General features: G+C 39.0%; 18 protein-coding genes. 8 read left to right on the top strand and 10 right to left on the bottom strand.

The window, feature by feature from the left end:
* Positions 1-107: 107 nt before the first annotated feature.
* Genes DET49_RS11510 through DET49_RS11490 form a run of 5 tightly spaced genes read right to left on the bottom strand, consistent with a single transcriptional unit; the run spans position 108 to position 3,254 of the window.
* Complete coding sequence (locus tag DET49_RS11510; RefSeq protein WP_133548244.1) at positions 108-902, bottom strand: TPM domain-containing protein; 795 nt, start codon at positions 900-902, stop codon at positions 108-110.
* Positions 903-1,343, bottom strand: a complete 441-nt coding sequence (locus tag DET49_RS11505) for a TPM domain-containing protein (protein ID WP_133548243.1) — start codon at positions 1,341-1,343, stop codon at positions 903-905. It abuts the gene before it with no gap.
* A 5-nt stretch (positions 1,344-1,348) separates the two neighbouring features.
* Positions 1,349-1,945: a LemA family protein gene (locus tag DET49_RS11500; protein WP_133548242.1), complete on the bottom strand. Its 597-nt coding sequence runs from the start codon at positions 1,943-1,945 to the stop codon at positions 1,349-1,351.
* A gap of 2 nt (positions 1,946-1,947) precedes the next feature.
* Positions 1,948-2,277 carry a MerR family transcriptional regulator gene (locus tag DET49_RS11495; protein ID WP_057480627.1) on the bottom strand — a complete coding sequence of 110 codons (330 nt, stop codon included), beginning with the start codon at positions 2,275-2,277 and terminating at the stop codon, positions 1,948-1,950.
* The gene (locus DET49_RS11490; protein ID WP_133548241.1) at positions 2,277-3,254 is read right to left on the bottom strand and encodes a M23 family metallopeptidase; all 978 of its coding nucleotides are present in this window, start codon (positions 3,252-3,254) and stop codon (positions 2,277-2,279) included. Before DET49_RS11490 ends, DET49_RS11495 begins: the two co-directional genes overlap by 1 nt.
* A gap of 132 nt (positions 3,255-3,386) precedes the next feature.
* Between DET49_RS11490 and alaS the strand changes: the two genes are divergently transcribed.
* The 3 genes from alaS (at position 3,387) to DET49_RS11475 (ending at position 7,901) form a co-directional block, all read left to right on the top strand.
* The gene (gene alaS, locus DET49_RS11485; RefSeq protein ID WP_133548240.1) at positions 3,387-5,996 is read left to right on the top strand and encodes an alanine--tRNA ligase; all 2,610 of its coding nucleotides are present in this window, start codon (positions 3,387-3,389) and stop codon (positions 5,994-5,996) included.
* A gap of 6 nt (positions 5,997-6,002) precedes the next feature.
* Positions 6,003-6,998, top strand: a complete 996-nt coding sequence (locus DET49_RS11480) for a GSCFA domain-containing protein (protein ID WP_317130317.1) — start codon at positions 6,003-6,005, stop codon at positions 6,996-6,998.
* A gap of 288 nt (positions 6,999-7,286) precedes the next feature.
* Complete coding sequence (locus tag DET49_RS11475; RefSeq protein ID WP_133548239.1) at positions 7,287-7,901, top strand: DUF4230 domain-containing protein; 615 nt, start codon at positions 7,287-7,289, stop codon at positions 7,899-7,901.
* A 91-nt stretch (positions 7,902-7,992) separates the two neighbouring features.
* Here DET49_RS11475 and DET49_RS11470 read toward each other — a convergent pair whose 3' ends face one another.
* The 4 genes from DET49_RS11470 to DET49_RS18485 form a co-directional block, all read right to left on the bottom strand.
* Positions 7,993-9,747, bottom strand: a complete 1,755-nt coding sequence (locus tag DET49_RS11470) for an aromatic amino acid hydroxylase (protein WP_133548238.1) — start codon at positions 9,745-9,747, stop codon at positions 7,993-7,995.
* A 129-nt stretch (positions 9,748-9,876) separates the two neighbouring features.
* Positions 9,877-10,419 (bottom strand): DUF4136 domain-containing protein, encoded by a 543-nt coding sequence (locus tag DET49_RS11465; RefSeq protein ID WP_133548237.1) that lies wholly within the window; start codon positions 10,417-10,419, stop codon positions 9,877-9,879.
* 11 nt (positions 10,420-10,430) lie between these two features.
* Entirely contained in the window at positions 10,431-12,437 is a 2,007-nt protein-coding gene (locus DET49_RS11460; RefSeq protein ID WP_133548236.1) for a urocanate hydratase, read from the bottom strand.
* A gap of 26 nt (positions 12,438-12,463) precedes the next feature.
* Entirely contained in the window at positions 12,464-12,634 is a 171-nt protein-coding gene (locus DET49_RS18485; RefSeq protein WP_166636573.1) for a DUF5522 domain-containing protein, read from the bottom strand.
* Between the two features lie 32 nt (positions 12,635-12,666).
* On the opposite strand from DET49_RS18485, the gene DET49_RS11455 reads away from it, so the two are divergent.
* The 4 genes from DET49_RS11455 to hemL are packed head-to-tail and all read left to right on the top strand — an operon-like array spanning position 12,667 to position 16,095.
* Positions 12,667-12,993, top strand: a complete 327-nt coding sequence (locus DET49_RS11455; protein ID WP_133548235.1) for a hypothetical protein — start codon at positions 12,667-12,669, stop codon at positions 12,991-12,993.
* A 32-nt stretch (positions 12,994-13,025) separates the two neighbouring features.
* Complete coding sequence (locus DET49_RS11450; protein WP_133548263.1) at positions 13,026-13,964, top strand: 1-aminocyclopropane-1-carboxylate deaminase/D-cysteine desulfhydrase; 939 nt, start codon at positions 13,026-13,028, stop codon at positions 13,962-13,964.
* 1 nt (position 13,965) lies between these two features.
* Entirely contained in the window at positions 13,966-14,799 is an 834-nt protein-coding gene (locus DET49_RS11445) for a glucosaminidase domain-containing protein (RefSeq protein WP_133548234.1), read from the top strand.
* A 6-nt stretch (positions 14,800-14,805) separates the two neighbouring features.
* Positions 14,806-16,095 carry a glutamate-1-semialdehyde 2,1-aminomutase gene (hemL, locus tag DET49_RS11440; protein WP_133548233.1) on the top strand — a complete coding sequence of 430 codons (1,290 nt, stop codon included), beginning with the start codon at positions 14,806-14,808 and terminating at the stop codon, positions 16,093-16,095.
* 159 nt (positions 16,096-16,254) lie between these two features.
* Here hemL and DET49_RS11435 read toward each other — a convergent pair whose 3' ends face one another.
* Positions 16,255-17,772, bottom strand: coding sequence for a GH3 auxin-responsive promoter family protein (locus DET49_RS11435; protein ID WP_133548232.1), 1,518 nt, complete (start codon positions 17,770-17,772; stop codon positions 16,255-16,257).
* Between the two features lie 106 nt (positions 17,773-17,878).
* Here DET49_RS11435 and DET49_RS11430 point away from each other — a divergent pair, with 106 nt between their 5' ends.
* Positions 17,879-18,673, top strand: a complete 795-nt coding sequence (locus DET49_RS11430) for a DUF2797 domain-containing protein (protein WP_133548262.1) — start codon at positions 17,879-17,881, stop codon at positions 18,671-18,673.
* Positions 18,674-18,738: the final 65 nt, after the last annotated feature.

Genomic DNA, 18,738 nt, shown 5'->3' with positions numbered 1-18,738 from the left:
ACTAATTTGCAAAATAAGGGGTAAAAATTCCTACTTGAATTAACCCCTTATAATTTTTGAATTCTTTGGTAGAAATATTATCAGATGGTAAACATCTAGTAGTGAATTTACCAGCTTCCACCGGCACCGCCGCCACCAAAGCCGCCTCCGCCGAAACCGCCACCAAAGCCGCCTCCGCCTCCAAAACCACCACCAGAACTGCCGCCACCAAATGTGCCTCGTCCTAATGAGCTTAAGATAACAGCGTCCAGAAATGTGCCTCCTGCACCTCTGTGACCTCCATTTCTTCCGCCTTTATTTTTATTAGCTAGAGATACGATAATAACAAGTAAGATAACTCCCATTATCAAAAGCCGTACAGGACTCCCTCCAGTTTTACTGCTTTTCTGTGGAACGCCTTCAAAGGTACCTGATAAAACCTTAAAAATTGCTGTAGCACCGGCATCAAGACCCTTGTAATAACTTCCGTTTCTGAATTCGGGGAGAATAATCTGTTCTATTATTTGTTTGCTCCGGGCATCGGTTAAGTACTCTTCGAGCCCATAGCCGGTTGTAATCCAAATTTTTCGGTCATTCTCAGCAACAAGAATCAGCAATCCATTATCTTTTTCGCTTTGTCCAATTCCCCATTCCTGAGCCCATTCTGCAGCGTAAATCCCTTCATATTCCCCTTGTAAAGATTCTATTGTGGCGATTACAATTTGGGTTGAGGTAGTATCTGCATAGTTAACCAATCTTTGCTCCAGCAGATTTTCTTCCGAAGAAGATAAAATTCCAGCGTCATCATAAACACTGGTTTCTTCTGATGGTTTAGGCGGAATATCGCGCTGCGCATATATAAACCCCGAAAAAACGAGGGATAATAAAAAAAATAGTTTGAACTTTTTGGTGAATTGTGGCATTTATCCTTTTGAAATTTCGTTGGAGAGTTCGTCCCGAGTATCTTCACTCCACGGGAAGTGTTTTTTAAGTTGTTGGCCTGCGGTTAATATTCCGTCAACCAATCCTTCTTTAAAGGCTCCTTTTTTAAATTTTTCTACAATAGCATCCTTTGTGCTTTCCCAGAAATCATCTGGAACTACATCATTAATCCCCTTGTCGCCATAGATGACGAAATTGTGATCTTCAACTGCAACATAAATGAGGACACCATTGTCGTATTTGGTATTATCCATCTTTAACATGTGGAAAACTTCCATCGCGCGATCAAAAATATCCTGTTCGCCCGTGGTTATTTCAAGATGCACCCTTACTTCTCCAGATGTGTGACTCTCTGCAGTCCTGATGGCTTCAATGATTTCTTCTTCGTCTTTTTTGCTTAAAAAATCTTTTACCTTACTCATTTCGTTTAAAAATCAAATTCAACATCTGGTGCGTTTTCTGCACCTTCTTCCGCTTCAAATGATGGCTTTCTTTCAAAACCAAACATTCCGGCAAAAATGTTATTCGGGAATTTTCTAATATAGGTATTGTATTGTCTTACGGCCTCATTGTAGCGGTTTCTTGCTACACTGATCCGATTTTCGGTTCCTTCTAATTGTGATTGTAACTGAAGAAAATTTTGATTCGATTTAATATCAGGATATCGTTCAACAGTAACCAAAAGTTTGGATAATGCTGAAGATAATCCGCCTTGTGCCTGTTGGAACTGTTGAATTTGCTGCGGATTTAAATTTCCGGCATCTACATTTACAGAAGTAGCTTTGGCCCTGGCTTCGATGACATCGGTGAGCGTACCGCGTTCAAAATCGGCTGAGCCCTCTACGGTACTTACCAAATTCGGTATAAGGTCGCTTCTTCGCTGATAAGAGTTTTCAACATCGGCCCAGTTCTTAATCACTCCTTCTTCATATTCTACAGCGGTGTTATTTACTCCTGCAGTAAGACTGTAGACAATGATACCAAGAACTACAATAACTATTAAAGGGATTAACCATTTTCTCATTTTTATAACTGATTTTTTAAATTGATTAGTTTTGCTTTTACTCCTTCCAACTTACGAATTATTTCGAAGTTGCTAAGGGTTTTATGTTTTTCTTCTTTTAAATGTGTTTTTGCACCTTCCAGGGTAAATCCTCGTTCTTTTACCAGGTGATAGATTAGCTCTAAATTCTTAATATCTTCCGGTGTAAATTTACGATTTCCCTTTGCATTTTTCTTAGGTTGAATGACATCAAATTCCTTTTCCCAAAATCTTATAAGGGAAGTGTTCACCTTAAAGGCTTCTGCTACTTCGCCAATGCCATAATATCTTTTGTCTGGTAAATTAAGGTGCATTAATCCAGGGATTGGTTTTCTTGTTGTGCCTTTTCAAGAACTTTATCAAATTCTTCCGGCGAAAGGTTTCCGTAATAAAAGTTTATCGGGTTAATTCGTCGGTCATCTTTAAAGATCTCATAATGCAAATGTGGTCCCTGGGATCTTCCGGTGCTTCCTACATACCCAATAATATCGCCGCGTTGAACCTTTTGGCCAACTCTCACGTTATACTTGTATAAATGAGCGTAAAGACTTGTATATCCATACCCGTGATCAACTCTTATATGGTTGCCATAGCCGGTAGAACGGTTGTCAGCTCTTTCTATTCTGCCATCCCCAGTCGCATAAACCGGTGTGCCTCTCGGGGCGCTAAAATCCATACCATGATGAAATTTTCGCACTTTGGTAAATGGATCGGTTCTCCATCCGTAACCAGAAGCAATCCTGCTAAGATCTTCGTTTTTTACCGGTTGTATAGCAGGAACAGCAGCAAGCAAACTTTCTTTTTCTTTTGCTAATGCAGCAATTTCATCGAGAGATTTAGATTGTACCACCAACTGTTTGGTTAGTATATCCATTCGTTTAGTAGTTTCAATAATCAGTTTAGAATTATCAAAACCTTCCAAATCTTTATAACGGTTAATCCCCCCAAAACCTGCTTTTCGTTGCTCTTCCGGAATTGGATTGGCCTCAAAATAAACCCGGTAAATATTATTGTCCCGGTCTTGGATATTAGCCAGTACGTTCTGAATTTGCCCCATTTTTTTATTTAGCAAACCATACTGTAGCTCCATATTTTGAAGTTCGCGTTTTAATGCTTTTTCTTTGGGGGTTACAATCTGTGGAATGTTCAGGTAAATAACCAGCAAAATAAAACCGGAAAGGAAAGATCCTAAGATACTGAGCAGTACAATCCCTATGCGGCGGCCTTTTCGGCGCTCTATTTTTTTATAGGATTGCGTGTCGCTATCGTAATAATATTTAACCTTCGACATGAGTCAAATTTATGCTATTTTTGCCAACAATACTAAGCAATTACCGTGCTAAGTTTAGAATGGTAAACGAACAAAGATAGGGAATTGTTTCAGCACCTACACAAATTAATAATTTTAGATTAGAGCAGTTAGATGAAATCTCAGGAAATAAGAAGCCAGTTTTTAGAATTTTTTAAATCCAAATCTCATAAAATAGTTCCTTCAGCCCCTATGGTGCTGAAAGATGACCCCTCCTTAATGTTCACCAATGCGGGGATGGTCCAGTTTAAGGAGTATTTTTTAGGAAATAGCGAACCTTTAAATTCCCGAATTACTGATAGCCAAAAATGTCTTCGCGTTAGCGGAAAACACAATGATCTGGAAGAAGTGGGAATGGATACCTACCATCACACGATGTTCGAGATGTTGGGCAACTGGAGTTTTGGTGATTATTTTAAAGAGGAAGCTATAAACTGGGCCTGGGAATTGCTTACGGAAGTTTTTAAGATTGCTCCAGAAAACCTGTATGTTTCAGTTTTTGAAGGTAGCAAGGAAGATAAATTAGAATTAGATACCGAGGCCCTGGAACTATGGAAGAAAATTGTTCCTGAAGACCGAATTGTGTATGGTGACAAGAAAGATAATTTTTGGGAAATGGGGGACCAGGGGCCTTGCGGGCCTTGTTCTGAAATCCATATAGATATTCGTTCTGAGGCGGAAAAAACCAAAATACCAGGCAAAGAACTGGTAAATGCCGATCATCCCCAGGTGGTAGAGATATGGAACCTGGTTTTTATGCAATATAACCGAAAAGCTGATGGCTCCCTGGTGGAATTGCCAGCAAAACACATCGATACCGGGATGGGATTTGAACGTCTTTGTATGGTCTTGCAGGGAACTGTATCAAATTATGACACTGATGTTTTTACCCCCCTAATTTCCGAACTGGAAAAAATCACAAAATCTACCTACGGTAAATCCGAGAAAACAGATATCGCCATTCGGGTAGTTGCAGATCACGTTAGAGCGGTGACTTTTTCTATTGCCGATGGGCAGTTACCTTCAAATACTGGGGCAGGTTATGTGATTAGAAGAATTCTAAGACGTGCCATCCGCTACGGATTTACATTTTTAGAGATCAAAGAACCATTCATTTATAAACTTGTCGAGGTGCTTAGTAAGCAAATGGGAGAGGCATACCCGGAGCTTATTTCCCAAAAAGGCTTATGTGAGAATGTGATAAGGGAAGAGGAACAATCTTTCTTAAGAACCTTGGATCAGGGCCTGATATTATTGGAAAATATAATTTCGGATACCCAGGGAGAAATTGTTTCAGGAAAGAAAGCCTTTGAACTTTACGATACTTTTGGGTTCCCAATTGATTTAACTGCTCTGATTTTACGGGAACGAGGACTTGATCTCGATCAAAAAGAATTCGAAGTTCAGCTTAAGGAACAAAAAGCACGTTCTCGTGCAGCAACCCAGGTTACCGCTGGGGACTGGGAAGAAATAAACCCGATGGATGAGGAAGCTTTTGTTGGGTATGACCAATTAGTGACAGAATCTAAAATTGCCCGTTACCGAAAAGTAGAAAGCAAAAAAGGCACCTCATATCAGATCGTTCTTACACAAACTCCGTTCTATCCGGAAGGTGGCGGCCAGGTAGGTGATAGAGGTTTTCTTCAGGATAATGATAGCAATCAGATCGAGGTTTTCGATACCAAAAAGGAAAACAATCTTATAGTTCATTTTACCAAATCTCTGCCTAAAAATCTAAAAGCTGACTTCAGAGCTGTAGTAAATGCAAAAAACCGTGCGGCCTCGGCAGCGAATCATACGGCTACCCATTTACTGCACCAGGCGCTTCGAGAGGTTTTAGGTACCCATGTAGAACAAAAAGGTTCTTTGGTGAAAGGAGATTATTTGCGTTTTGATTTTTCTCATTTCAGCAAAGTTTCCAGGGAGGAACTCGATCGGATAGAAAAAATGGTGAATACACGAATCGACGAACAACTACCTTTGATAGAACAAAGAAATATTCCATTTAAAGATGCTGTAGATCAGGGTGCTTTGGCCTTATTCGGGGAAAAATATGGCGAGTCTGTACGTGCTATCAGATTTGGAGAATCGATGGAACTTTGTGGCGGAACACATGTGCAAAACACTTCAGAAATCTGGTATTTTAAAATTATTTCGGAAGCTGCTGTAGCTTCCGGAATTAGGAGAATTGAGGCAATTACCGGAGATAGGGTTAAATCATATTTTGCCACTCAAGATGAGATTCTAGAGCAAATAAAAGCTGAACTTAAAAATGCTAAAGACCCGGTAAAGGCGGTAAGTAATTTGCAGGAAGAAAATACCGGTTTGAAAAAACAGGTAGAAGCTTTATTAAGAGACAAGGCCAAGAGCCTCAAAAGTGAGTTAAAGACTGAGATCTCTGAAATAAACGGAGTGAAATTTCTCGCTAAGAAAATCGATCTTGATGCGGGTGGAATAAAAGATCTTGCATTTCAACTGGGAGATGAATTTGAAAATTTATTTTTATTGTTTGCAACCGAACACAACGGCAAAGCGCTTTTAAGCTGCTATATTTCAAAAGAATTAGCCAAAGAAAAAAACCTTCATGCAGGAAATATTGTTAAGGAACTGGGAAAATATATCCAGGGCGGTGGTGGTGGACAAGCATTTTTTGCAACTGCAGGTGGGAAAAAACCTGAAGGAATAAATGAAGCTTTGCGGGAAGCAGCCTCGTATATAAAATAGAACTATGTGCAACATAAGTTTGTTGCTAAAACTTATGCCCTATTTAATAAATATATGGAATTCAGGACTAAAATACCTATTCATCAGGGGGAACTTAAGATAGATTACGAATCTAAAATTTTTCTCATCGGTTCCTGTTTTGTTGAAAATATTGGCAAGAAACTGGATTTTTATAAGTTGAAAAATCTACAGAATCCCTTGGGGATTCTATTCCATCCATTAGCTATCGCGAAGTTTTTTCAGAAGCTCATTGAAAATTCATTTTATTGTGAAAAAGACATTTTTCAATACCAGGAACGTTGGCACTGTTTCGATGCACACTCTTCTCTGAGCCATTCTAATGCTGATGAGTTACTCAAGAACCTTAATTCTGCTTTAGTGAATGGCCGGCAATTTCTACAGGATAGTTCACATGTGGTAATTACTTTGGGAACCGCCTGGAGTTATTTTCATTTGGAAAAACAACAGATAGTTACAAATTGTCACAAACTTCCTCAGAAGTTTTTCAGGAAAGAATTGCAATCTTCAGAAGAAATTCAATTCGCATTTGACGGAATACTCGAAAATTTAAAGCAATTGAATCCTAAAATTGAAGTCATCTTCACCATTTCTCCAGTTCGGCATATCAAGGATGGATTTATCGAAAATCAACGCAGTAAGGCTCATTTGATCTATGCTGTTCACCAAATTTGTGAGGCAAACGAAAACACTAATTATTTTCCCGCCTATGAATTGATGATGGATGAACTGCGGGATTACCGATTTTATGCAGAGGATATGCTGCATCCATCCCAAAAAGCTATAAGTTATATCTGGGAACGATTTACAGAAACCTGGTTTTCAAAAGCTTCTTTTTCGGTTTTAAAAGACGTAGAGAACATTCAGAAAGGACTTAGACATCGTGCTTTTAATGTAAACTCCGAAGCCCATTCCCGTTTTTTAGAAAGACTGAATTCTCAAATTTCAAGGCTTAAAAAACAATACCCCCACTTGGATTTTTAAATTAATTTATTGTAAAAATATCTTTAAATTAAATTTCTACTTGACTTGGTATAAAAATATTTTGTACTTTTATTACAGAATTCGAAATATAAATCGTTGAAATAGAAAGGCTAAAGGCCTTAGGCTTTTGATGAATATTTTGATTCGTTTTCTAAAATTTGTTGGGGTAGATTTTAGAAATTTAACAACTTATGGACGGGTGGGGCCGTCCATAAGCATTTTATGGGCCTAATGTTTTCTTCAAAAACCCTAAATTCACATTCTTTATACATCTAGAAAAATTGATTAATGAAAAATTTCCTTTTCGGAGCCGTTTTGGTTTTGCTTATTGTTTTTGGAATTCGCTATTGTGAAAATAGAAATAACGAAAAAAATCAACTAGAAGAAAGTACTGCCTTGCTGCAAAAGCAAATAAAAAATGTCGGGAAGTTGGTGGTGACCGAGGGTACTTTTTCACAGGTTTATTCCTATAAAGATTCCAAGAAATTTTATCTGGATATTTTTTCAGCTAGAAAAAAGGCATTGATTGTTGTAAATGCCACTGCCACGGTAGCTTATGACTTAAGTAAACTGCAAACCGAAATTGACGAAGAAAACAAGGTTGTTCGTATTATTTATATTCCCAAAGAAGAAATCACCATAAACCCTGAGATAGAATATTATGATGTGACCCAGGACTATTTAAACCAGTTCGATGCAGAAGATTACAATAAAATAAGAAAGCGTATTGAGACCTCGATCAGGAAAAAAGTTGAAACTTCTTCGTTGAAATCAAATGCCGAAAATAGGTTAATCAGCGAATTGCAGAAGATCTACATCTTAACCAGTTCAATGGGTTGGACGCTCCAGTATAAGAACCAGGATTTTGATAACTCGGAAGAGTTGGAAAAAATAAAACTCTGAATTATTATATGGCCTCTACGGGTTGCAATTCTATAGTGGTTTTACTAAATGATTATGCCTTCGATTAATTATCATCGATGGTTTGTTTTGACTAGGGCACTAGTTGTGCGTCGATAAGATTTATCCCCCCTTCGATTAAATGCGAAATATCAGGTCTTCTCGATTTGACCTCTTGCAAATGCTTTAAAACGTCTTTGGTGAGTTTTCCTTCTTTCCCCACAACCAGTTCATAGATTTCCACGGAAAGCAGCCAGTCATTTGGATGGTGTTTCCTTGTCAGATCAAATGCAGCTTCCAGGGAAAACTTTGCATCTTTCCCTTCTCTGATATTTCTAACCGAGGCGTAGAGAGAGGCCAGTTCTTCTCGCTCTGGAGTCTTTTTACTTTTTATCGTGGTACTGGAGGTTTTATGCGTAATTAAATCGAAAGAAAGATTGTCAGCGGGACCTGCAAAGGCAGAAATTATTTCTTTTCCTATAGCCATATCGTAGTTGCCCCATTCCGGCTTAAACAGGATTTCATCACCATAAGTGACACTGCAAGCTTTAAGACTGATCAATATAATTTTCCCCTGAAGGTTTCTGGTTCCGGTAATAATTTCTCCTTTTACTTTTATTCCGCCCTCAAATTCAAACTCAATTTTTTCGCCTTCATAAATATCATATGCTCTAAGATCACGAGGACTCATATCCTCAATGGCCAGATTAATTCCTTTTAACGATCCGATCGGGGAACCAAAGCCGTCTGGATGATTTTTGACACTGTGCCCGACTAATTCTTTTTCCCGATGTGAAAGCGCAGTTTTTCCGGAAGTCTGAATATAAATTGGTTTGCCATCGTGGGCGATCACTTTTGAAAAATTTCCCGAAATCTGCAAACCAGTACTCATTTCAATGGTACCAAGATTCTTAGAATCAATTAATTTCTGCACTCCTTCCAATCCACCTCTTCTTAAGGCCATTTTATTAGCAAACTCTTCTAAAACTGAGCTTAAATGAGCAAAATCCGGTGTTACATAAAGCTGAGGTTGAGGTTTAGTAATATCAAACTCTTGTGTACAGGCATCTATTGAATAAGGAATTTTCCTTACCTTATCGGTCATACACCAGGCGCTTTCCCCAATAGAGGAAAGCAGACCTGCTCCGTAGATTTTGGGATTTTCAGGCGTACCTATAAGTCCATATTCAACCGTCCACCAATGCAAATTTCTTATTTGAGCCATTTCACTGAGTTCACATGCTTCATTTTGAAGTCTGTCCACCTTTTCCTCAGCTGCTTGGATTTGCTCCTGCGAAGTGTCTTCAGCTTCCTTTATAATAGAGAGATGCCTTATTGCTTCGTATATTTCATAATCCCTAGAGCTAGAAATCGCTTTACAACCAATTTCCCCAAATCGTCTTAAATATTCGGCATATTCAGGATTAGCAATAATAGGGGCGTGGCCGGCGCCTTCATGGATAATATCCGGCGCCGGGGTATATTCTATATGTTCAAGTTGCCTGATATCACTGGCGATTACTAAAACATTATAAGCCTGAAATTCCATAAAAGCAGCGGGCGGAATAAAGCCGTCAACGGCCACTGCGGCCCAGCCAATTTCCTTTAAAATACGGTTCATCCCGTACATATTTGGAATGTGATTTATAGAAATTCCGGTTTGCTTTAAACCTTCTAAATAAGACTCATGCGCGACTTTACTTAGGTAATCTACATTTTTACGCATTACATATCTCCAAACAGCGTGATTTACTGGGGTGTAATCCTCGTAATTTTGTGGTTTTATATATTGCTGAAGATGGACCGGTAAGCGGTCTAAGATCGCGTTTGATTCAATTTTATTGAGCATATCAGTGATTGACTAAAATTCAATATAAATATAAGAAATTAAGCTGAAATTCATAAATTGATAATCAAATGCGCTTAAAATTAAAAATGCCCCTATGTAAGGGGCACTTTTGTTAAAAAATTTGTGGGGTTATTCCTCGATTTCCGGGGGGTATTTTTCAAGTATTTCCTCTACAATTTCGTTTATTCTTTCCTGTTTTTTACTTACATCGCTAGCTAAGGCAGCGGTTCCCATTCCCTGCCAAACCAATTCTTTGTCTTGAGCATCAATTAAATCTATATAAAGGGTGCCCTCACTGGTGCGGTTTACGGTATTAAAACCCGAGCCCCAATACCATGGATGCCATCCCCAGCCGTAACCCCAGCCCATCATATTATTCTGGTATATGTTGATGTTTTCATTGGTTTTGGTAAAAATGCTTACTAAGAGATCAGGGTTCTCAGATTTAGTGAAACCTTTACTTTGCATGACCTCTTCTATAGCCCGAAGGATTCTTTTTTTATCCAGATCGGATATTTCGGCTTTATCGATCCCAGGTTTAAAAAATGCATAAGTTTCATACTGATCAAAATTCACTTCTCTATCGTAATCTGATGCAACTCTTACACTACTGCAGGATGTAACCAAAATAGCCAGCAGAAGCAATACCGGTGTAGTTTTAAAGACTTTCATAAAATAAAATTTTAGATGTTAGTGTCGAAAAGAGCCGGGTCTACCAGGTTCGGGATAGTTACTTTTAGCTTTGGTTCCATTTGCATAGCCCTTTTTGCAGCGAAGACCGCTTCTTTATTTCGGGCCCAGCTTCGGCGGGCAATTCCATTGTTAACATCCCAGAAAAGCATAGATTTTAATCGCTCTTCCGATGCCTTATTTCCTTCAAGAACCATACCAAATCCACCATTAATAACCTCCCCCCAGCCAACACCACCTCCATTATGTATGCTCACCCAAGTGGCACCCCTAAAGCTATCCCCAATCACATTTTGTACCGCCATATCAGCTGTGAACTGCGACCCGTCATAGATATTTGAAGTTTCACGATAAGGCGAATCCGTGCCGGAAACATCGTGATGATCCCTTCCTAAAACTACGGGACCTATTTCGCCTCTACCAATAGCATCATTAAAAGCTTTGGCGATTTTTGCGCGACCTTCAGCGTCAGCATAAAGAATCCGTGCTTTGGATCCCACAACTAATCTATTTTCCCGAGCGCCCTTTATCCACTGAATATTATCATCCATTTGTTGCTGAATTTGGGGAGGAGAAATCTTCTTAAGTTCTTGTAGAACTTGGGTAGCTATTTTATCGGTTTTATTAAGATCTTCTTCTTTTCCTGAAGCACAAACCCATCTAAATGGACCAAACCCATAATCAAAACACATGGGCCCCATTATATCCTGAACGTAGCTAGGGTATTTAAAATCTTTGCCGTTTGCGGCCAGAATATTGGCTCCTGCACGGGAAGCCTCTAATAAGAATGCATTTCCATAATCAAAGAAATAGGTTCCTTTAGCGGTGTGTTTATTAATCGCTGTAGTTTGTCTTATCAAACTCTGTTGTACCTTCTTCTTAAACAATTCAGGTTCTTCGGCCATCATCTTATTGGCTTTTTCCAAGCTTAAGCCTGCTGGATAATAACCTCCGGCCCATGGATTGTGTAACGAAGTCTGATCACTGCCTAAATCGATGTAAATATTTTCTTTGTCGAAATATTCCCATACTTCCACGATATTTCCCTGAAAAGCGATAGAAACCACTTCTTTATTTGCTTTGGCATCCCGAACTCTTTCTGCCAAGACAGCAAAATCGGTAATTATTTCATCTACCCAGCCCTGGCTGTGACGCCTTTGAATGGCTTTGGGATTTACTTCGGCACATACCGTAATGCAGCCGGCTATATTTCCGGCCTTGGGTTGTGCACCGCTCATTCCGCCAAGTCCGGAGGTTACGAATAATTTTCCTTCAAGGCCTTCCCCAGATTTTGATATTTTTCTCCCCGCATTTAATACAGTGATCGTAGTACCGTGCACAATTCCTTGGGGACCGATATACATATAGCTCCCTGCCGTCATTTGCCCGTATTGGGTTACCCCTAATGCGTTAAATTTTTCCCAGTCATCGGGTTGGGAATAATTTGGAACCATTATGCCGTTAGTCACTACAACCCGTGGAGCGTTTTCGTGGGAAGGAAACAAACCCAGTGGATGTCCTGAATAAATCACCAAAGTTTGGTCATTTTCCATTTCTGCCAAATACTGCATCGTGAGAAGGTATTGCGCCCAATTTTGAAAAACTGAGCCATTTCCACCATAGGTAATAAGTTCATCAGGATGTTGGGCTACACTTGGATCGAGATTGTTTTGAATCATCAACATAATCCCCTTGGCCTGCATGCTTTTTCCGGGATATTCTTCAATACTCCGGGCGAACAACTCATAATCGGGTTTTAACCGGTACATATATATCCGGCCAAACTGCTCAAGTTCTTTTTGAAATTCCGGGAGCAGTTCTTTATGGTGTTTGGCATCGAAATAACGCAGGGCATTTTGAAGCGCTAATTGTTTTTCATCCTTAGTTAAGATATCCTTTCGTTTTGGTGCGTGGTTTACAGAGGTGTCATATTCCTTTTTTGTAGGAAGTTCATTAGGTATTCCCCTTAAAATTTCTTCTTTAAAATGTAGTGCGGTCATTTGTTTAGATTTGATCGTGCTAAAGCTTATTCCTGATTGTTGGTGTTTTTGTTGTAACCATAAGGGCAATGCCTGCAGCCACTTTCGCAGCAATATCCTCTTTTTAAGTGATATTGCTCAGTAAAGCAGCGATAGCCTTCGGGAGTTGTATAATAATCTCCTTCTTCTAGCGGAATTCTTTTTTTGAAAAAACTCATATCACAAAAATACAATTTCTTAACTTCCGCAAGTGATTCTAATAGTTAACAAATATCTGCTGGGAAAAGGATTTAATGGGGTGAGTTTATGGCCTTTTGTAATCCTTAAAAATAAGGAGCTTAAGGATGATATTACCTTTATCAATCACGAAAAAATTCACCTAAGGCAACAGCTCGAAATGCTTATTATCCCTTTTTATATCTGGTATTTAATGGAATATTTACTACGATTGATTTATTATAAAGACCGGTTTCTAGCTTATAAAAATATAAGTTTTGAACGGGAAGCATACAGTCAGGAAATGAAAGAAAATTATTTGCAGGATCGAAAATTATGGGCATTTCTCCAGTTTGTGTAGGTGCCTCCTCGCAGATTTTAGATATTTGTATTATGCCAAATCATTCCCCGTTATTTACTGAAAACTCTTCTAAGAACCAGTTTGTTGATGAATTTCCTAATGGAATTTCTTTATACATAAAACGGGAAGATTTGCTTCATTCTGAAGTTTCAGGGAATAAATTCAGGAAATTAAAATATAATATCGCTGAGGCACTGGACCAGAAAATGGAAACGCTTTTAACTTTCGGGGGTGCCTTTTCAAATCATATTTCTGCTACGGCAGCAGCGGGAAAACTTGCAGGACTTAAAACTATTGGGATTATCCGTGGAGAGGAATTAGCAGGAAATCTCAAAAGCACCTTAAATCAAAATCCAACACTTCAGTTTGCAAATTCCTGCGGGATGCGATTCAAATTTATTTCCCGAAGTGACTATAGGAATAAGGGGGATCAAGGGTTTCTGGACAAATTAAAAGAAGAATTTGGAGCGTTTTATTACATTCCCGAGGGTGGAACCAACCACCTGGCTGTAAAAGGTTGCCAGGAAATTTTAAATAAAAATGACACGGAATTCAATTTTATAGCCGTTTCAGCCGGAACCGGCGGTACAATTTCCGGTTTGATTAATGCATCTTGCCAGGGTCAGGAAATTCTTGGCTTTCCAGCTTTAAAAGGTGATTTTCTTGCAGCAGAAATTAAAAAGTTCAGTTTCCAGGATAATTGGAAATTAATACTAAATTATCATTTTGGGGGTTATGCAAAGGTAGATTCGGAATTGATAAATTTTATTAATAATTTCAAAGATAAATATCAAATTCAGTTGGATCCCGTGTATACTGGAAAATTAGTTTTTGGTATTTTTGAACTGATAAAAAAAGGATATTTTCCTTCCGGGAGTAAAATCCTGGCAATTCATACGGGAGGTGTACAGGGAATTCCGGGAATGAACAGATTTTTGAAGAAGAAAAAATTGCCTTTAATCGATTTTTAATATGAGAATTAACCGGTTTGTTATTTTGGTATTTTTGGCCATTTTTGTGATTTCCTGCGGGAGCAGGAGAAAAGTGGTGACCACCAAAAAGGATTCTAGAAAAGAAGGAGCAAGAATTGAATCATTAGAAGGTGAGAGGACTGAAGGAATAAAACCATTAGGCGGAGAGCCCAAGCTGCCACCGGTAAATCCCAGGTTGTATACGGTAGAAGATTATATTCGGGATTTTGCCGCTATTGCCATGCAAGAAATGCGCCTTTATAATATTCCAGCCAGTGTGACCCTGGCCCAGGGCATTCTTGAATCTGGCGGAGGGAAGGGAGATCTTACCTTGCGCGCGAATAATCATTTTGGAATAAAATGTCACGACTGGGAAGGTGCGCGTGCTTATCATGATGATGACAGGCGTAACGAGTGTTTTAGGAAATATAAAGATGCCAGATATTCCTACCGGGATCATTCACTTTTTTTAACGGAAAGAAAGCGCTATGCCGAGCTTTTTGAATTGGATAAAGATGATTATAAAGGTTGGGCCAGAGGATTAAGAAAAGCAGGTTATGCTACGGACAGGCGTTACCCTGATAAATTGATTGGTTTAATTGAACGATATAAACTATATCAATTTGATGCTGATGTTTTAAAGCGACCGTCTCCCAGTTATACCCATACTCCGGAATCACCGGAATCTGTTACCTACCGTGTAAAGAAAGGAGACACGTTATATGCAATTGCGAAGGAACATAATACTACTGTAGAAAATTTACAGCGATTTAATAATTTAAGGGATACCACTATAGCCGTTGGGCAGATGCTGGTAATTATCTCATCAGAATAAAATCTTATGATCTATAAAAGAAGTAGCGAATTATTCGCTTCGGCACAAGAAGTGATTCCCGGCGGAGTAAACTCTCCGGTAAGGGCATTTAAGGCCGTAGGTGGCCAACCAATTTTTATAAAACAAGCCAAGGGGGCTTATTTGTATGATGAAGACGGAAATAAGTTAATAGATTATATAAATTCCTGGGGGCCTTTAATCTTAGGTCACGCTCACACATCGGTAATTGATGCGGTTATAGATATCGCAAAAAAAGGAACTTCTTTTGGAACGCCTACCGAAATTGAGACGAAAATCGCTAAACTAGCGGTAAAGATGGTACCAAATATCGATAAGATAAGGATGGTCAATTCCGGAACCGAAGCCACCATGAGTGCCGTTAGACTAGCGCGGGGTTTTACCGGGAGAGAAAAGATCATCAAATTTGCTGGCTGTTATCACGGGCATAGCGACTCTTTCCTTATCCAAGCTGGAAGTGGTGCGATTACTTTTGGTACACCGAATAGTCCAGGAGTTACCAAGGGCACGGCTAAGGATACGCTACTTGCAAAATATAACGATCTTGAAAATGTAAAATCTTTAATCCAAGCCAATGATGATAAGATTGCCTGTATTATTATAGAACCGGTACCCGGAAATATGGGATGCATTCCTCCTAGGGAAGGATTTTTAGAAGGTTTACGCGAACTTTGTGATCAGCACAAAATCTTACTGATTTTTGATGAGGTAATGAGCGGCTTTAGACTTGCTGCCGGTGGGGTCCAGGAAAGATTGGGTGTGAAGGCTGATATAGCTTGCTTTGGAAAAGTTATTGGTGGTGGTTTGCCGGTGGGAGCCTTTGCAGCACGGAATGAAATTATGGACTATCTGGCACCAGTTGGCCCTGTTTATCAGGCAGGAACTTTAAGCGGAAACCCTTTGGCAATGGCAGCTGGATTGGCGATGTTAACGGAATTAGATAATAATCCGAGCATTTTTAAAAGTATAGATAAAAAGACGGCCTATCTACATAATGGCATAGAGGAGGTGCTGACTGAAAATAACGTTGCCCACAGCATAAACCGCGTTGGTTCCATGATTTCTATTCATTTTGGGGAAGATCCCGTGGTAGATTTTGAATCAGCGGCGAAGTCGGCACGAAATGGAATTTTCAATAAATTCTTCCACGGGATGCTGGAAAACGGTATTTACATTGCACCAAGTGCTTTTGAAACCTGGTTTATAAGTGATGCACTTTCCTATGAAGATCTAGACGCTACGGTTAAAGCTGTGAGCAAAGTGGCAAAAACACTTTAAGGTAATCTCGAAAGATTTCAAAACCCACTATGTGATTCAAATCACTCATAGTCACTGCTTGGTATGAATGCTAGTGGGTGAGCAAACTTTTATAAAGAACAGTGAACCATGGGATACTTCATTAGGTTCGTTAAGGGGGGGTAATTATCCGGCTCTAAATTAAGATTTATTCATGTTCAACAACTCTTCCACATAATTTCTGGAGTTGGAAAGTCGTGGGATTTTATGTTGTCCGCCTAATTTATCATGTTTCTTCAACCAGTCGTAAAATAATTTTTCACGGGCTTGATGAATTTTCGGCATATTGAGTGTCATATTATTATAACGTTTCGCCTCATAATCACTATTTACCTGCTGCAAAGCCAAATCGAGTTCAAACCTAAATTTTTCAAAATCTCTGGGTGGATTTTTAAATTCGATAATCCATTCATGGGCCCCTTTTTCTTTGCCTTCCATAAAAATAGGAGCTGCGGTATAATCTACAATCTCGCAATTGGTTACCAAGGAAGTCTTTTTGAGAGCTTCTTCAGCATTTTCTATAATCAATTCTTCCCCGAATGCATTTATATGATGCTTGGTTCGGCCAGTGACTTTGATGCGATAAGGACTAAGTGAAGTAAACTTAACGGTATCGCCTATTTTATAACGCCACAAGCCTGCGTTAGTGGTGATTATAACGGCATAATTTTTTCCAGTTTCTACTTCGGATAGTGGAATTGCTTTTTCATTTTCGCTTCCATAGCTGTCCATAGGAATAAACTCGTAATAAATTCCGTAATCCAGCATTAGTAAAAGCTCCTTGGAATCATTTTGATCCTGGCATGCAAAAAAGCCTTCCGAAGCATTATAGATCTCATAAAACCTAAAGTCTTCTTTGGGGAGGATCTTTTGATATTGTGGTGCATAAGGATCAAAACTTACTCCCCCGTGAAAATAAACTTCCAGGTTTGGCCAAACTTCAAAGAGATTCTCTTTGCCGGTAGTCTCTAGAATATTATTCAATAAAACCAACATCCAACTAGGTACACCTGCTAGGCTAGTAACGTTTTCTTTAATGGTTTCGTTTACAATTGCCTGCATTTTCACTTCCCAATCGTTCATCAGAGAAACTTCGTTACCCGGGGTGCTACTGTATTCTGCCCAGAAAGGCATATTGGCAATAAGAATGGCAGATAAATCTCCATACGCCGTACCATTATTTTTGTAAATTTCTTTGCTTCCCCCTAACCTTAAACTTTTTCCTGTAAAGAACTGTGATTGGGGGTTGTTATTCAAATACATGCAAAGCAAATCTTTGCCTGCACGATAATGGCAGTGTTCCAGTGAATCTTCACTTACCGGGATGAATTTGCTTTTAGCGCTTGTGGTTCCGCTTGATTTGGCGAACCATTTAATTGGTGTGGGCCAAAAAATATTGTTCTCTCCCTGTCGACTACGTTCTATGCAGGCTTCATAATCTTCATATTTCTGAATGGGAACCCGGTTTGCAAATTGATTATAATTTGTGATTTCCGGAAAATTATACTTCCTGCCAATTTCAGTATTTTTTGCTTTGGTAAGTAAGTTTTTAAGTAGCTCATCCTGCACCTCGTGGGGATATTTTATGAACAGTTCCATCTGGTGAATTCGTTTCTTTAGAAACCACGAAGCGATGGAGTTTACTAATGGAATTGGCATTATTCTTTATATCTTTATCGCTGACAATGCTTCAGCTGGTTGGCTAGCTAAAATTAATTTAAACTTCGAAGCTTTCAAAGCTTCGGTTAAAAATAGGGAAAAAAAGATGAGATACGAAGGGGTGTTTAGAAAAATGAGAACCGAGATTACTGATAAGGTTCAGTATTACCTCATTTTTGAAGGGGATTTTATTAATATGAACCAGATTCTCGGAAAAAAAATAAGCCTTAATTTCCTAAGGTTTCAGTGCTTAAACTGCGGGTTGCAGAAGAAAATTTTCCGCCAGGGCTATTGTTATGATTGCTTTACTTCTATTCCACAAGCTGGAGATTGGATTATGAACCCGGAACTTAGTAAAGCACATTTGGATGAAGAGGACCGCGACCTGGATTTTGAGAAACAGGCCCAGTTACAACCTCATATAGTCTATCTGGCCAATTCCAGTAACGTGAAAGTTGGGGTGACCCGGAAAACGCAAATTCCCACGCGTTGGATAGACCAGGGAGCACATGAGGCGATTGAAATTGTTGAGGTGCCAAATAGGTATCTTGCTGGGATTACAGAAGTAGCCTTGAAAACCCATGTTTCGGATAAGACAAATTGGAGAAAAATGTTGACCAATGAGGTTTTAGATCTTAATTTGGTTGAAGAACGCGATAAACTAAAAGAGTTTATTCCGGAGGAAGCCAAAGAATATTTCCTCACAGATAGAAAAGAACTAGAAATTGAATTCCCGGTTTTGGAGTTTCCAAAAAAAATAAAAACCCTGAATTTGAGCAAAACTCCTTTTTATGAAGGGGTTTTAAACGGAATTAAAGGTCAGTATTTAATTTTTGAAGATGGTACCGTTTTTAATGTAAGAGCCCACGAAGGTTTTGTTGTGGAATTAGGTGTTAGTTAATTTATAGGATCTTTCGAAAGCCAACCTGGTAAAATCATTTAGTAGTAACCCCCTTAAATAATCAA

Origin of the sequence: Salegentibacter sp. 24 (genome assembly GCF_004362395.1) — a bacterium.
Classification (GTDB): domain Bacteria; phylum Bacteroidota; class Bacteroidia; order Flavobacteriales; family Flavobacteriaceae; genus Salegentibacter.
The sequence above is the reverse complement of the archived record's forward strand: the minus strand, read 5'-3'. Positions and strand labels throughout refer to the sequence as shown.